Annotated in this window: 10 protein-coding genes and 1 pseudogene; 5 read left to right on the top strand and 6 right to left on the bottom strand. The window is 56.7% G+C overall.

Annotated elements, in window-relative coordinates; genetic code table 11:
- Positions 1–185: 185 nt before the first annotated feature.
- From C0623_04020 to C0623_04000, 5 genes are all read right to left on the bottom strand, one after another.
- Entirely contained in the window at positions 186–518 is a 333-nt protein-coding gene (locus tag C0623_04020; GenBank protein ID PLY02283.1) for a hypothetical protein, read from the bottom strand.
- Position 519: 1 nt separating this feature from the next.
- Positions 520–1443 carry a cysteine synthase B gene (gene cysM, locus C0623_04015; protein PLY02284.1) on the bottom strand — a complete coding sequence of 308 codons (924 nt, stop codon included), beginning with the start codon at positions 1441–1443 and terminating at the stop codon, positions 520–522.
- Positions 1444–1592: 149 nt separating this feature from the next.
- Entirely contained in the window at positions 1593–2900 is a 1308-nt protein-coding gene (locus C0623_04010) for an oxidoreductase (protein ID PLY02282.1), read from the bottom strand.
- Positions 2901–2902: 2 nt separating this feature from the next.
- Positions 2903–3676, bottom strand: a complete 774-nt coding sequence (locus tag C0623_04005) for a 4Fe-4S ferredoxin (GenBank protein ID PLY02281.1) — start codon at positions 3674–3676, stop codon at positions 2903–2905.
- Positions 3677–3678: 2 nt separating this feature from the next.
- Entirely contained in the window at positions 3679–4149 is a 471-nt protein-coding gene (locus tag C0623_04000; protein ID PLY02280.1) for a cytochrome C, read from the bottom strand.
- Positions 4150–4589: 440 nt separating this feature from the next.
- On the opposite strand from C0623_04000, the gene C0623_03995 reads away from it, so the two are divergent.
- The 5 genes and pseudogenes from C0623_03995 (at position 4590) to C0623_03975 (ending at position 14294) form a co-directional block, all read left to right on the top strand.
- A complete protein-coding gene (locus tag C0623_03995; protein ID PLY02279.1) occupies positions 4590–6386 on the top strand; it encodes a hypothetical protein in 1797 nt (598 codons plus the stop codon).
- Positions 6387–6569: 183 nt separating this feature from the next.
- On the top strand, positions 6570–8027 hold the full coding sequence (locus C0623_03990) for a hypothetical protein (GenBank protein ID PLY02278.1): 1458 nt from the start codon (positions 6570–6572) through the stop codon (positions 8025–8027).
- A 704-nt stretch (positions 8028–8731) separates the two neighbouring features.
- Positions 8732–10726: pseudogene (locus C0623_03985) on the top strand (excinuclease ABC subunit B).
- A 322-nt stretch (positions 10727–11048) separates the two neighbouring features.
- Positions 11049–12890, top strand: coding sequence for a DNA polymerase II (locus C0623_03980; protein ID PLY02277.1), 1842 nt, complete (start codon positions 11049–11051; stop codon positions 12888–12890).
- Positions 12891–12896: 6 nt separating this feature from the next.
- Positions 12897–14294 carry a mercury(II) reductase gene (locus C0623_03975; protein PLY02276.1) on the top strand — a complete coding sequence of 466 codons (1398 nt, stop codon included), beginning with the start codon at positions 12897–12899 and terminating at the stop codon, positions 14292–14294.
- Positions 14295–14461: 167 nt separating this feature from the next.
- Here C0623_03975 and C0623_03970 read toward each other — a convergent pair.
- A partial coding sequence (locus C0623_03970; GenBank protein PLY02275.1) for a hypothetical protein occupies positions 14462–14731 on the bottom strand: 270 nt, incomplete at its 5' end.

Raw genomic sequence — 14731 nt, 5'->3', positions numbered from 1 at the left:
TCAATAAAGAAATGAACCCGGCTGCCGGGCCGGGACCCGGCGGTTCTTCCTGTCTTCTGTCTACAGGGGGACACTTCCCTGGGATTCGGGTAGTGTCCCTGTCCAACAACAGTATACAAAAGCAACAAAAAAGCCTGCCAATCGGCAAGCCCGAAAATCATCGTTATCGATAGACGCAGTAAGATTCAGACCCAGAAAATATTAAGCGGATCTTCCTTGATGTAACGGAGCAACTTCCCGGGATCAAGATACCCGCCAGCTTCCGGGACATAACTCCAGCGTTCGTCAGAGCGCGGCCGGTGCAGGGTCCATTGTTCAAGCTCCACACTGAACAGCAACCGCGCCAGAACAACAGACCGGTTTTGCCCGTCCGCAAGCACGCCGATCTCAAATCCATCGGGCAGCGGTTGCATTGAAAGGGAATAATTCTGGCCGGATCGAATGATCGGCTCAAGACAGAAGCGAGCGATTGTTTTTTCTGCGGAACGGAATACCAGTTCCGGAACTTCCAGGTCCATATCAGGGCCGGCAACTGGCACAGACTGAGCGAAAGAGAGTCGTGCTGAGATATCGGTCGCCACGGTCAGGCAGCAGGGTCACGATTATCCCGCTGTCCAGCTGTTGAGCCGCCTTGACCGCGCCGGCCACTGCGGCACCACTCGACATGCCGACAAACAACCCCTCTTCGGCCGCCAGGCGACGCGCCATCTCGAACGCTTCATCATCCGCGACAACGACCTTGCTGTCGAGCCGGTCCTCCTTATAGATACCGGGAACGATCGCTTCTTCCATATTTTTCAAACCCTGAACCTTGTGGCCGAGTACCGGTTCGACGCCGATGACCTGGACAGCTGCCTTCTGCTCGCGCAGATAGTTGCCAACCCCCATCAGAGTCCCGGAGGTTCCCATGCCGGCGACAAACATATCGACCTGACCATCGGTCTGGGCCCAGATTTCCGGTCCGGTCGTCTCGTAATGAACCTTCGGGTTTGCCTGATTATCGTACTGGTTCGGCATGAAATAGAGATCCGGTTCTTCGGCCATGATTTTATGGGCCAGCCGGATCGCACCGTCGGTCGCTTCTTCAGCCGGCGACAGGACAACATCGGCACCATAAGCTTCGAGAACACTCCGCCGTTCGATACTGACACAGGCCGGCATAACCAGCTTGATCCGGTAGCCGCGGGCAGCACTGATCATCGCCAGGGCGATCCCGGTATTACCGGACGTCGGTTCGAGAATGATCTTCTCCGGGGTCAGCGCTCCATCTTCTTCGGCATGCCGGATCATCCACCAGGCGGTGCGGTCCTTGACCGACCCACCCGGATTGTTCCCCTCGAGCTTGGCAAGAATCCGGACTTGATCGTTCTGGTGGATTCGTGTCAACTCAACCAGCGGAGTGTTGCCAATGGCTGCCGGCAAGCCGTACTGATTCTGTTTCATTGATACCTGACCTCTTTTCTCGGGTTTAGCGGCGACATCATAGCGAATGACCTCAAAAAAGGCAAGGAGACTTGCTCCGGGGGCGGCAACAAAAAGAGGAGCGGCCATTTGACCGCTCCTCCTGATTAATCTTGATCTGAGTTAAATGCTCAGTGCACCTCGTCATCCTCGGTGTAGAACGCCGGGAACACCATATTGAGGAAATAAAAGATGACAAACGGTGCGCCGCAGACCAGCAGGACCCCACCCAGTCCTTCCTTGAATGTCTCGATATCATGCGGAATGATCGGCAGGGTGTAGTGCATGAATCCCTTGAAGGTCAGCGAAAACGCCTGACCGCCGATAACAACATTCCAACGCATCATAAAGACGCCAAAGATTACAAGCAGGCAGGCAATGACAGCCCGACGCGTGGTCAAGCCCGGCACCAGGAGCATCAGGAACGGCAGGGCATTGCCAATACCGTACTGCAGCACGAAGATCTTGACGAAGTCATGCTCATAGATAACATCGCGCAGGATATCCCACGATTTGACCGCGGTGTAACCACGGAAAATGATATCAAGAAGCTCGAGGGTGATGGCGAAAACCATGAACATCAGCAGATACTTCGAAGTCATGGTGACCTCATGCTTCTGAACCTCGCGCAACTGGTGTGCGGAAATCGTCGTCTGGCCGTGAACCATTCCATCCGGCAGCAACCAGTTCTTGCCGCGGCGGGACGCCCACTTGCGCAACTCCATAAAAATAGCATAGCTGATAATACAGAGGGCAATACCGGAGACAACGGCCGACATAATGAAAATGACCGGCATCAGCGGCGTCATCCAGAGCGCATTCGCCTTGACCGAACCGAAGATAAAACCGGCGTATCCATGCAGAAAGCAGGCGACCGGGATACCGATTCCGGCAAGCAGCTTGACCGCTTTATGGTCGTCATGCAGCGCTTCCTTGCTGAGGTCCATCGAACCGAGTGAGATAATCCTGTAAATCAACAGAAGCAATCCCTCAAGGGCGGAGCGATTCGGCTTCGCCTTGAGCCGGTGTATCGATTCAACGATAAACCTGCGGTAAACAAACCAGATCTCGGCACCGACGATACAGGCGTAAGTCATAAAGACAATACCGAAGGCCGATATCGCCGAGGTAAAGTGCGGTGTCATCATGACATTAATGCCACGCAAGGGCTGTTGCAGATGCAACAACAACGGCAGCATCGCCGTCGGCAACAGGGCAAACGAGAACACCAGGGCGAATCGCGCGATTTCCTTCAGCTTTTCCACGTTAAACACGTGATACAGCGACGAGAGCACGAATGCGCCGGCGACCAGGCCGGTCATATAGGGATAAAGGACGATCTGAATCGACCAGTAGACATACTCATTCGGCAGGACAAAGAGGTCCTTCATCGTCCAGGCTTCGCCGTGGACAACCATCTGGGCAACTTGTTCAACCATGACTAGTGCACCTCCTTATACAATCCAAGGTAAAAGACCTGCGGCTTGGTTCCGTATTCATCCCGCAGAATACCGACCCGTTGATTGAGCACTGCCTTGGCGACCGGGTCATTGGGATCACGCAGGTTGCCGATCTGGCGGGCGCCGAATGGGCAGGCCTGGGCACAGGCGGTGTTGCCGCCCTTGCTGATGCGGTGATAACAGAAGGTACACTTGTCGGCGACATGCTCATCAGGATGGAAGAACCGGACGCCATAGGGGCACCCCATGATGCAGTAGCCACAACCGATGCACCATGATCGATCGACGAGAACGGCGCCGTCTTTCGCCTGATAGGTTGCACCGACCGGGCAGACCTGAACGCAGGCCGGGATCTCGCAGTGATTACAGAGCTTCGGTACGAAGAAGGCCTGGGCAATCTCCTCGTCCGGGACCTCGAGCATACCGGAATGATTCTGGTCAATCTTCTTGCTGGTGAATCCGTTCTGTGCCCCCTTCGGCGAGTCACTGACCGTTGTCCCGTCCTTCTTGATAACATAGCGTTCGACCCAGGTCCGGGTGACATTTGCCTCCATCGGGATATCATTTTCGGTCTTGCAGGCTTTAACACAGAAACCGCAACCAACACAGTTATGGGTATTGACAAGGAAGCCCCAGCGCAGATCGGGTTTTGAAGCCAGAACTTCTTTCGGGTCAATGAACTCCAGAGCCGAAGTACAGACGCTGGCACCGGAGACAAAGACGGCGGTATTTTTCAGAAAATCACGTCTTTTCATGGCTACATCTCCTCCAGGCTCGGATTATGCGGGTTGTGACAATCGACACACTGCTCGCCGACGTTGTGTTCCGCCGGGTTGATGCCCGGGATATCATTACGGTCACTCGTCGGCATGTAGAGCGCCGAATGGCAGCGGATACAGAGATCGCGACTGCGATCAATCGCTAACTGCTCCGGGTTATCCGGATGATCGAATGCGGCGCCGTGGCAGTTTTCGCACGGGATCATTTCGTGCGAGGCCGCCCCGACTTCTTCTACCTTGTCATCATGGCATTCGTTGCAGTAAGCCGAATCCTTGTATTTGGCCGGATAATCTTTCCATTCCTGCTCATTACTCAGCCGGTGATAGCCGAATGTGTAGCCACGATCCTGCGCGCCGAAATCTTCCGGCACATAGAAGACCCTGAAAAGCAGGATAAAGACAACGAGCGCAATTACCACAAACAGTGGTCGCCAGACATGTCCTTTCACGTGCTGTCCTCCTTCATTGGTTTCATTGTTTTACTACTGTATGATTTAAAGAGTGCAGTGAATAAATGTTTTAAACCTACCCGCAGACAATTCAATGTCAAGGCAGGAACCTTGAACGACAACAAAATGCAATATAAGGTATTTCGCTCATTAATGCAATAACAGCATTTCATTTTTGCTTAGTCCGTCGGAACTATAGCTTATTGCCTGGCGATAGAAAACAAATTTATCAATAAAATGATTTCATTATGAGTGGCTTATAGTGAGGGTTGAGAGCTCAAGAACCCTCTGCTGAAAGCGAAAATTAGAGGGCCTCAATAAACCACCCGCCAACCGGCCGAATTTTTTTTACGAATTTGCGTTTTTCTGATAACGTATATACGATTTTAAAATACTGTTATATTTTCGTAAATACGTGGAAGCTGCAAGGAGACCCCGCAATGGAAGAAGGAACAAACCATCTGCAGAACCGTATTGAAAACCTTGAGGGCCAGGTTTCAGACCTGCAGCAAAGACTGAACGAGGTCGAGTCCCGGCTCGACAAGGCCGGGGTCAAAAAGAGTGCCGCGAAAAAGGGTCAGCTCGAAGACAAAATCCGCTCCCGGATCACCTCGGATGAAGTCATCAACTGGCTCGATACCTCCTTTCTCATGCCGCGGATCGCAACGACCAGCTTTATCCTGGTTCTGGCAATTGCCTTGCGCACCCTGACCGACAGCGGCACAATCGGCCACAACATCGGCTCCGGGCTTGGCATCGCCTACGGCTTCATCCTGCTGGTCATCGGCTGGTCGGGTTATGGGCGCAACAGCATTCAGGCGCCGGTTTTCACCCTCTGGGGGACAATCGTTTTAACCGCGATCATTGTCGAGACCCACCGGGTCTTCAACGCGATTCCGGCTGAACTCGCCTACATGGGTTTCATTCTCCTCGGTCTGGCCACAGCGGTCATCAGCCGGCAGCACCGGGTCGCCCTGCCGATTCTGGTCGGCACTCTCGGCATGAGCATCGGCGGCTTTGCGATCGACTACCCGAATCCGATTTTCCCCTATCTGGTGTTCCTGCTGATCGCCGCCAATATGCTGACCGTTTTCGCAACCCGGCTGATGCGGGCCTCGTGGATCCGCTGGCTCCTTCTTGTACTGACCATCTTCATGTTCCAGATCTGGGCCCTCAAGCTGACCATTTACCTCGGGAAAACAGCACCCGGGGACCTGGAATTCGCTATTCGCGGATTCCTGCCGCTGATCGCCCTGATCGGTCTGATGTATGTCGGCATATCCTTCTTCGGGGTTCTCGGGAAGATCCAGGAGCGGATTTCGAAGTTCGATGTCGCCCTGCCGGTTATCAATGTCATCTGGATTTTCCTGTTCAGCCGCTATGTCCTGAGTCACGGTCTCGGTGACCCGACGACCTTCGGCCTGGTGGCGAGCCTGATTGCACTCGGACATCTCGGCCTCGCCTGGCTGATCGGCCGAAGGGAGGAAAAAGTGACGGGCGGAGCGACCTCCTTCGGTCTCGCCGGCGGCACCCTCCTCGCTTTTGCTCTGCCGATGGGAATCGGCAACACACTTGTATCATCAACCATTCTCGCGGTGGTCGCATTCGGCGGCGCCTGGCTCGCCCAGAAATGGGAAAGCGGCGGCATCCGCTACGTCTCCTACCTGATGCAGATCTATGCGGCCGGCGCCCTGATTCTGGCTTTGAGTAAAACCGAAATGAGTCAGCCTTCACTCATCGGCGCCACCGCTTCGGCCCTGATGGCCGCCATTGCAATCTGGCATTATTACTGGTGTCGCGAAAATCCACCGACCGCCGGCATGGAGACATTCAAAACCTTTGACAAGAAGGATCGGGGTGCTGCATTCGTTCTCGTCGCCGCACTGCTCAGCGGGTTCTTCACCGTTCGCGTCGGCATCTACCAGGGCTTGGCCATGCTCGGATTCCGCAGCTCGGCATCCTTTTCGAGTGGCCAGTCGGTCCTGATTATCGGCGCTGCAGCAATCATGATGTATCTCGGGGTCCGCCTGACCAATCGCGAGCTGCGAACGATCGGCATCCTGCTGTTGCTGGCCGGTGCCTGCAAGGTTTTTCTTTCCGACGTCATCAGCCTCAACGGGATGCCGCTGATGGTCTCGCTCTTCTCCTTCGGACTCTGCGCCATATTTATCCAGTTCATGAATCACCGCTGGAGCAAGAAAAAAAAGGAACAGGGTGGCGCCGTGAGCGGACCGTGAGCAGGGCAACGAAGGATCAGGCAGCGCTAAAAGGGACGGCACTTAACGTCCCTTTTTCATTTGCTAACAGCGAACAGAGCACGCCAGGCAGACCCGGGACCAGCCGGAGGAATCGATTGACAAGTGCGCCGGCTTAATGATAACTAATTGATGCTGCCTAATCATTCAGGACATCCACCGCAGATGAAAAGCTTATCAAACCTTATTGCCACATTCGCCAAGGGGATTGCCCACAGCCGGGTGGCGCTCCTCGGCGCCATGCTGGTGACGGCCCTGTTCCCGTTTCTGCTCGGTGCCCTGCTCTACGACAGCATCTGGGACATGCGCAACACCTACTTTGCGGCGGCCGCCTATCTCTTCCTCGGACCGCTGGTCATCCTCGGACTGATCCTGGTTTTTCTCGGACTCTTTTTCTTCCGCGGCAAGGAAGACGTTCGCCTCTTTACCCTTGATTACCTGCGCGACTACTTCACCAACCCGAAACGCTTCGGCAGGATGCGCAAGCTGCTGTTCGTTTTTGTCTTTATCAGCTGCAGCATGTTCTGCATCTTTGGCATCATCACCTACCGCAGCTACAACTACATGAACACCACCAGTTTCTGCACCGATTTCTGCCACATCGTCATGCAGCCGCAAAAGATCGCTCACGCCAACTCATCACACTCGCAGGTCAGCTGTGTCGAATGCCACATCGGCAGTAATGCAAAATGGTATGAAAAAGCAAAAATTTCCGGCCTCACGCAGGTGGTCAATGTCGTTTCCCACAATTTTTCCAAACCGATCAAGACTCCGACCACCCACCTCCGCCCCGATCGTGCGGTCTGTGAAGAATGTCATCGCCCCGGCCTGTTTCACGGAGAAAAACTGATCGTCCGCGAAAAGTTCCTGCCGGATGAAAACAACACCAACGTCAAGACGGTAATCCTGTTCAAGATCGGGACGGCCGGCGACCGCACGGTCAGCCCGCATGGCTACCACTGGCATGTTGCCCCGGAAAACCGGCTGGTCTATACCGCGACTGATTTTCAGCGAACCGACATTCCAATCGTCCGCTTCAAGGAGAGCAGTGATTCGGAAAAAATCTTCACCACGGTTAATGCTGATGCCCTCGTCAAAAAGAACAAGGCAACCCTTCTGACCCGGGAGATGGACTGCATCGATTGCCATAATCGGCCGACCCACAACTACCTGCCGCCGAATGAGGCCCTGGATGAAAAAATCATGACGGGGGAGATTCCGCAAGACGTCCCCTATATCAAGCGACAGGCTCTCGACCTTATAACCCGGAAATACGACTCGCAACAGGAAGCATTAACCCGTATCGCGGTCGAACTCCGAGCCTGGTATCGCGACAACTATCCCGACATCGAAGTTAACAACGACCGGATCGCCCAGGCAATCCTCGGCATTCAGGCCGCCTACAAGGAGAATGTTTTCCCGCAGATGAACGTCACCTGGGGGACCTACACCGACCATATCGGGCATGGCACGAATTCCGACCGCGGTTGTTTCCGCTGTCACGACGGCAAGCACTTCAACAGCAAGGGTGATCCGATTTCAAACGATTGCAATACCTGCCACATCATCCTGGCCAGGGACAGCAAAGATCCCGACATCCTGAAGACCCTCAGGGGGCGTTAAGGACGAGGTTAGAAATGAGCCAAGTAAAAGAGACCTGAAGGACGAGGTCTCTTTTTTTATTTGGGTGATATCTATTATTCAAACGTGTTGAAACCACGCGGTTGCGGCCGCGCACTCCGCCATACTCTTTTATTGAGCCATAAAAGAGTATGCAGAAAACGGCTCCCTTGCAGGGGGCTTTTTTGCCCGGTCCGGATTATTTCTGTTGAACAGTTCAATTCGAGAGTTTGCCTTGAGGCAAACGCAGCACTTCTCCGTGGCGGTTGCGGTTGGGCTACGGTTCAGTCGTCGCGCTGGTGGGAGCGACCTCAAGAGCTCCAGGGGTGGGTCAGAATCATCACTGGATTGCCCCTTCGGCTACTTCGGCGAGCTCAGTACAAGATAACTCAGGACAGGCGATCGGAGTCGAAAATTACACGGGGGCACTATCCGAACTACAGGGAAGTGTCCCCTCAAGAAAGTTTTATTGACTGTTACCTCGGTGGCACAGATAAAAATAGGCCGGCAAAAACTCGTCCGTCTTCGCTGCGCTCATCTGTCTTCAAACAGTTTTGCCGTCTGTTTCGATTTTCATCCATGCCCCCTCGGCGCTTCACCATGAGACCTTATACCAGACCCCAGCCTCCAGCCTCCAACCCCTTTAACCTCCCAAACGCTCAATTTCCTCTGTGTTCGTTGTAATCTCTGTGTTTAAATAAAGGACTATGGCCAAGTTCAAACTGACAACCGATTATCAACCGCGGGGCGATCAGCCCGAGGCAATCGCCGAGCTGGTCGCCGGCCTCAACCGCGGCGATGCGCACCAGGTGCTGCTCGGCGTCACCGGCTCCGGCAAGACCTTCACCATGGCCAACGTCGTCAACCAGGTCCAGCGGCCGACCCTGGTGCTCGCCCACAACAAGACCCTGGCGGCCCAGCTCTACAGCGAATTTCGCGATCTCTTTCCCGATAACGCGGTCGAATATTTTGTCTCCTACTACGATTATTACCAGCCGGAAGCCTATGTTCCGGTCTCCGACACCTATATCGAGAAGGACTCTTCGATCAACGAGGAGATCGACAAGCTGCGCCACAGCGCAACGCGCTCGCTACTGTCGCGGCGCGATGTCCTGATCGTCTCCTCGGTCTCCTGTATCTACGGTCTCGGCTCACCCGAGGCCTACTACGGCATGCTGATCCGGCTCGAAGAGGGGATGGAGATGGGGCGCAACGACCTGCTGCGCCATCTCGTCGAGATCCAGTATGAGCGCAACGATGTCGATTTCCATCGCGGCTCATTCCGGGTCCGTGGCGACACGGTCGAGATCTTCCCGGCCTACGAGGAGAAGCGGGCCCTGCGCATCGAATTTTTCGGTGACGAGATCGACGCCATCAGCGAGGTCGACCCGTTGCGCGGCGCCGTACTCGACAAGCTGCCGGCGACCGCCATCTTCCCGGCCAGCCACTACGTCGCCACCCGGCCGACCCTGGAAAAAGCGATCAAAAAGATCCAGGACGAGCTGCAGCAGCGCATCCAGATGCTCAAGGCCAACAACAAGCTGCTCGAAGCACAACGGATCGAACAGCGGACCCTCTTCGATATCGAAATGATGGAGGAGATGGGCTATTGCCAGGGGATCGAGAACTACTCGCGCTACCTCGACGGCCGCAACCAAGGGGAACCGCCGGCAACCCTGTTCGACTACTTCCCGGACGATGCCCTGATGTTCATCGATTAGAGCCATGTCACCGTCTCGCAGATCGGGGCGATGTATCGCGGCGACCGTTCGCGCAAGCAGACCCTGGTCGAATATGGCTTCCGCCTCCCCTCGGCCCTCGACAACCGACCGCTGCAATTCGAAGAGTTCGAACAGAAGGGGGTGCAGACCGTTTACGTTTCGGCGACCCCGGCCGACTATGAACTCACAAAGGCCGACGGAGTCGTGGTTGAGCAGATCGTCCGGCCGACCGGCCTGATCGATCCGCCGATCGAGATCCGCCCGGCAAGCGAACAGGTCGACGACCTGATTGGAGAAATACAGATCACCGCCGAAAAGGGGGACCGCATCCTGGTGACCACCCTGACCAAGCGGATGGCCGAGGATCTGACGACCTATCTCGAGGAGCTCAACATCCGGGTCCGCTATCTCCACTCCGATATCAACACGGTCGAGCGAATGCAGATCATCCGCGAGTTGCGCGAGGGCAAGTTCGACGTTCTGGTCGGCATCAACCTGTTGCGTGAAGGGCTCGACATCCCCGAGGTTGCGCTGGTCACCATTCTCGACGCCGACAAGGAGGGTTTTTTGCGCAGCGAGCGTTCCCTGATCCAGACCTGCGGCCGCGCCGCCCGCCATATCGACGGACGGGTGATCATGTACGCCGACAAGGTGACCCGATCGATGCAGGCCTGCATCGATGAAACCGGCCGCCGTCGAACAGCTCAGCTCGCCTACAACCAGGAGCATGGCATCACTCCCGAGTCAGTGCGCAAGTCGTTCCGGTCGATCCTCGATGATCTGGCCGAACAGGACTACGTCACCGTTGCCGCCGAAACCGGTCCGACCTGGAATTCGCCCGATGAGCTGAAAAAGGAGATCGAGGCAACGCGGCAAAAAATGCTGGCCGCCGCCGCCGACCTCGAATTCGAACAGGCCGCCGAACTGCGCGACCAGCTGCTCGGGCTCGAAAAAGAGGAGCTGCAGCTGCGTGGCGGGTGAACAGCCGACGATCCAGGACCTTCTTAACGAAGAGGCGCAGAGAACGACAGAGACCGGAAAAGGCGACCATCTTTTTGCTCTCAATATCCGATAATAGCCCCGGTTTTATTTTTTATTCTTCTTTGCGGCGTCCGCCTGCAACGCCGCCGAAATTCACTTCGAGACGCCTCGATCCGGTAGTGAGGCCGTTCCCCGGATAAATGGATTCCCCGCCGCGGCGAAGAACCGATCGATTCGGGATGCACCTCTGCAAATACCTGTTATGATTAATGATAACTGCATCACTTGTAGGGCTGACTGTGAACCGGGTACCTGAAAACCAATGACAGGAGAGGTGACTATGTCTGATCGCAAACAGGACGAAAAACGGTCGCTGGAAGTTGCCGAGGCGGCGCGCGAAACCGAATGGCAGCAACCGAGCTTTGTCGGCGAGCTGTTCATGGGTCGCTTATCCGCCGAATTACTGCACCCCTTTCCGGAGCAATCCGATGAGGATCGGGCCGCCGGGGACGCGATTATTGCCAAGCTGAAAAAGTTTCTTGAAGAGAAAGTCGATGCCGACGCCATCGATCGCAAGAAAGAGATCCCGAAAACGGTTTACAACGGTCTCGGGAAAATGGGGCTGTTCGGCATCAAGCTGCCGGAGGAATACGGCGGGCTCGGCATGTCGCAGGTCAATTACAACCGGATCATCCAGATGGTCTCGAGCCACTGCGCCTCGACCGCGGTCATGCTGTCGGCACATCAGAGTATCGGCGTACCGCAACCACTGAAGATGTTCGGCACCGACGAGCAGAAGGAGAAGTTCCTGCCGCGCCTCGCCAGGGGTGAGGTCTCGGCTTTTGCCCTGACCGAACCGGGGGTCGGCTCCGACCCTTCGGCGATGACCACTACGGCGACCCTCGACGAGTCGGGCGAACATTACCTCATCAACGGCGAAAAGCTCTGGATCAGCAACGGTCCGGTTGCCGACCTGCTGATCGTCATGGCCCGAACCAACGATCTGTCTGAAGAACGACCCGAGATTACCGCCTTTGTCGTCGAAGGGAACAGCGAGGGGCTTTCAACCATTCACCGCTGCGACTTCATGGGGCTCAAGGGTCTGCAGAACGGCCTGCTCAGCTTCGAAAACGTCAAGGTACCGAAAGAGAATATTGTCGAGGGACTCGGCCGCGGCCTTTCGCTCGCTCTGCGCACCCTCAATACCGGTCGCCTGACCCTGCCGGCCGCCTGCGGCGGTGCCATGAAACAGGCGCTCGAGATCGTCCTCGACTGGACCGCCGAACGCAAACAGTGGGGTGCCCCGATCGGCCATCACGAAGCGGTCGCCAATCGGACCGCCACCCTGGCGGCCGAAATCCTGGCGGTTGAAGCGATCACCTGGCTGACCTCGGCAATGGCTGATGACGGCAAGACCGATATCCGGCTCGAGGCGGCGCTGGCCAAGCTGTTCTGCACCGAGGCGATGTGGCGCGGCATCGACTCGGCGCTGCAGACCCGGGGTGGGCGCGGTTACGAAACCGCCGATTCCCTCGCCGGCCGCGGCGAGAAGCCGATGCCGATGGAGCGACTGTTGCGCGATGCCCGGATCAACCTGATTATCGAGGGGACCAGCGACATCATGCGCCTCTTTATTGCCCGCGAAGCCCTTGATCCGCACCTCAAGGTCGCCGGTGCTTCGGCGACCTCGGACAAGGTCGATTTTGTCGGTGCCGCCAAATTCTACGCCAAGTGGTACCCGGGGCTCTGGATCCCCCGCTCAGTCAAGGTTGATATGGGACTGCCGCGCCGCCTTTCACGGCACCTGCGCTACGTCGAGCGCGCCTCGCGCCGCCTCGCCCGCGACCTCTTCCACATGATCGGCCTGCATCGCCAGGCCCTGCAGAAAAAACAGGAGATTCTCGGCCGCCTCGTCGACACCGGGGCCGAGCTGTTCGCGATGATGGCAACCCTCTCCTACTGCACCAGCAAACAGGCTCCCGACAACGCCGTTGAACTGGCCGACCTCTTCTGCCGGCAATCGCGGCGCCGGGTCAACGCCATGCACCGGGGGATTTACTGCAACGACGATAGCGCCGCCTATCGCACGGCGCGCAAAGTTCTCGATGGCGAATTCGCCTGGCTTGATGATAATATTGTCTCAACCTGGCGCAAGGAGGACTGATCGTTCATGCCTGATACTTACGGCGTTGTTATTCTCGGTTCCGGTACCACCGCATTTGCCGCTGCCCGACAGGTTGCGGCAAATGGGATCAAGGTCCTGATGATCGAACAGAGCCATCTCGGCGGCACCTGTGTCAACTGGGGCTGCGTCCCGAGCAAAACCCTGATCGACAAGGCTGAGCTCTACTTTGCCGCCCGCCGTGGCAGCGACTGGGGGCTCAACCTGCAGGCCGGAGAGCCGGACGCAAAGATACTGATGCAGCTTAAAAAGCAGGCGGTCGAAACGGTCCGTAAGGACCACTATCACCATGAGCTCGAAAACAATCCGAATATCGACGTCAAGCACGGCCACGGCCGCTTCATCTCGCGCCGCGAGATCCAGGTCGGGGCCGAAATCATTCCCTTCGAAAAAGCACTGATCGCCGTCGGCGGCACGCCGCGCATCATCCCGCTCCCCGGCCTCGATCAGAGCCGCTACCTGACCAGCTACAGTGCCCTGCATCTCAACGATTTTCCCGAATCGATCCTGATGATCGGCGGCGGGGTCATCGCCCTCGAAATGGGACAGATGTTCGCCCGCTTCGGCACCCAGGTCATTATCCTTGAACGTAACGACCGGCTGCTCGGTGAATTTGATCTCCGCCTGACGGCGCAATTCGCCGAGATCCTGCGGCGTGAAGGGATCCAGATCATGACCGAGGTCGAGATCGAACGGGTCGAGGCCCGACCCGAGGGGGTCTGTCTCTACTCGACGGTCAAGGGCGCCCCGGTCGGGCTCTGTGCCGAACGGTTGATGCTGGCGGTCGGCACCTCCCCGGCAACCGACGGGATCGGTCTGGACAAGGCCGGGATCACGGTCGACGCCGCCGGCTTCATCGAAACCGACAGCGGCATGCAGACCAACACTGTAAATATCTGGGCCGCCGGCGACTGCACCGGCCCGCCGCTGATCGCTCCGGCCGGAGCACGTGAAGCCCTGGTCGCGGTCGAGAACATGCTCAATCCCGACGCCCGGCGAACCATCGACCATACGTTTTCACCGATGGCCGTTTTCGTCGACCCGGAATTCGCCACCGTCGGCCTGACCACCGACCAGGCGCGGCTGAAAGGGATCGATGTCGAAGAGGCCTATATCGATCTCGAGCAGGTGCCGAAGGCGCATGTCATGGGTCGGCTCGAAGGCGGGGTCCTGCTCTGCTGCGAGAAACCATCCGGCCGGATTATCGGCTGCCAGATCCTGGCGCCGCGGGCCGCCGACATCATCCACGAAGTCACCCTGGCCGTCCGCTTCGGCCTGACCGTCTCCGACCTGACGACGACCGTCCATGTCTATCCGTCACTCAGCGACGGTGTACGCATGGCGGCCCGCGAGTTGTGCCAGCGACTCAACCTGCCGATTGTTTAAAAGGTTCATCGCATTTGTACCGGGAATTAAGTGGTGCGTACTCAAACTCCGCCACACCTTTTAACCGCACCCGAAAAGCATAAACCGGGTTCGGCGGTCTTACCTATAAGACCGCTGTAAGTTTTAAGCTGTCAGCTGTCAGCTGTCAGAGAAAACCAGGAAAAATCTCAAAACCTTAGGAAGCAGATTGCTGATTTTGACTTACCCGTGGAGCTCTTGAGGTTGCTGCCGCTCGCGCGATCACTCAACCGCAGCCCGACCGCAACCGCCACAGCGACGAGCTGCGTTTGCCTCAAGGCAAACTCCCCGGCAACACAGTTAAACAGAAACAATTCAGTCCGCACGAAAAAGCCCCCTGCAAGGGAGCGGTTTCTTTGGTTCGTTTCTTTATCGCTCAATAAAGAAATGAACCCGGCTGCCGGGCCGGGACCCGGCGG

Origin of the sequence: Desulfuromonas sp. (assembly GCA_002869615.1) — a bacterium.
Taxonomy (GTDB): domain Bacteria; phylum Desulfobacterota; class Desulfuromonadia; order Desulfuromonadales; family UBA2294; genus BM707.
The sequence above is the reverse complement of the archived record's forward strand: the minus strand, read 5'-3'. Positions and strand labels throughout refer to the sequence as shown.

What these genes read in the sequence shown, in the direction of transcription:
- C0623_03995 (PLY02279.1), top strand. Translation starts at nt 4,590, where the DNA reads ATGGAAGAAGGAACAAACCATCTGCAGAACCGTATTGAAAACCTTGAG.
- C0623_04005 (PLY02281.1), bottom strand. Translation starts at nt 3,676, where the DNA reads ATGAAAAGACGTGATTTTCTGAAAAATACCGCCGTCTTTGTCTCCGGT.
- C0623_03980 (PLY02277.1), top strand. Translation starts at nt 11,049, where the DNA reads ATGACAGGAGAGGTGACTATGTCTGATCGCAAACAGGACGAAAAACGG.
- cysM (PLY02284.1), bottom strand. Translation starts at nt 1,443, where the DNA reads ATGAAACAGAATCAGTACGGCTTGCCGGCAGCCATTGGCAACACTCCG.
- C0623_04010 (PLY02282.1), bottom strand. Translation starts at nt 2,900, where the DNA reads ATGGTTGAACAAGTTGCCCAGATGGTTGTCCACGGCGAAGCCTGGACG.
- C0623_03990 (PLY02278.1), top strand. Translation starts at nt 6,570, where the DNA reads ATGAAAAGCTTATCAAACCTTATTGCCACATTCGCCAAGGGGATTGCC.
- C0623_03975 (PLY02276.1), top strand. Translation starts at nt 12,897, where the DNA reads ATGCCTGATACTTACGGCGTTGTTATTCTCGGTTCCGGTACCACCGCA.
- C0623_04020 (PLY02283.1), bottom strand. Translation starts at nt 518, where the DNA reads ATGGACCTGGAAGTTCCGGAACTGGTATTCCGTTCCGCAGAAAAAACA.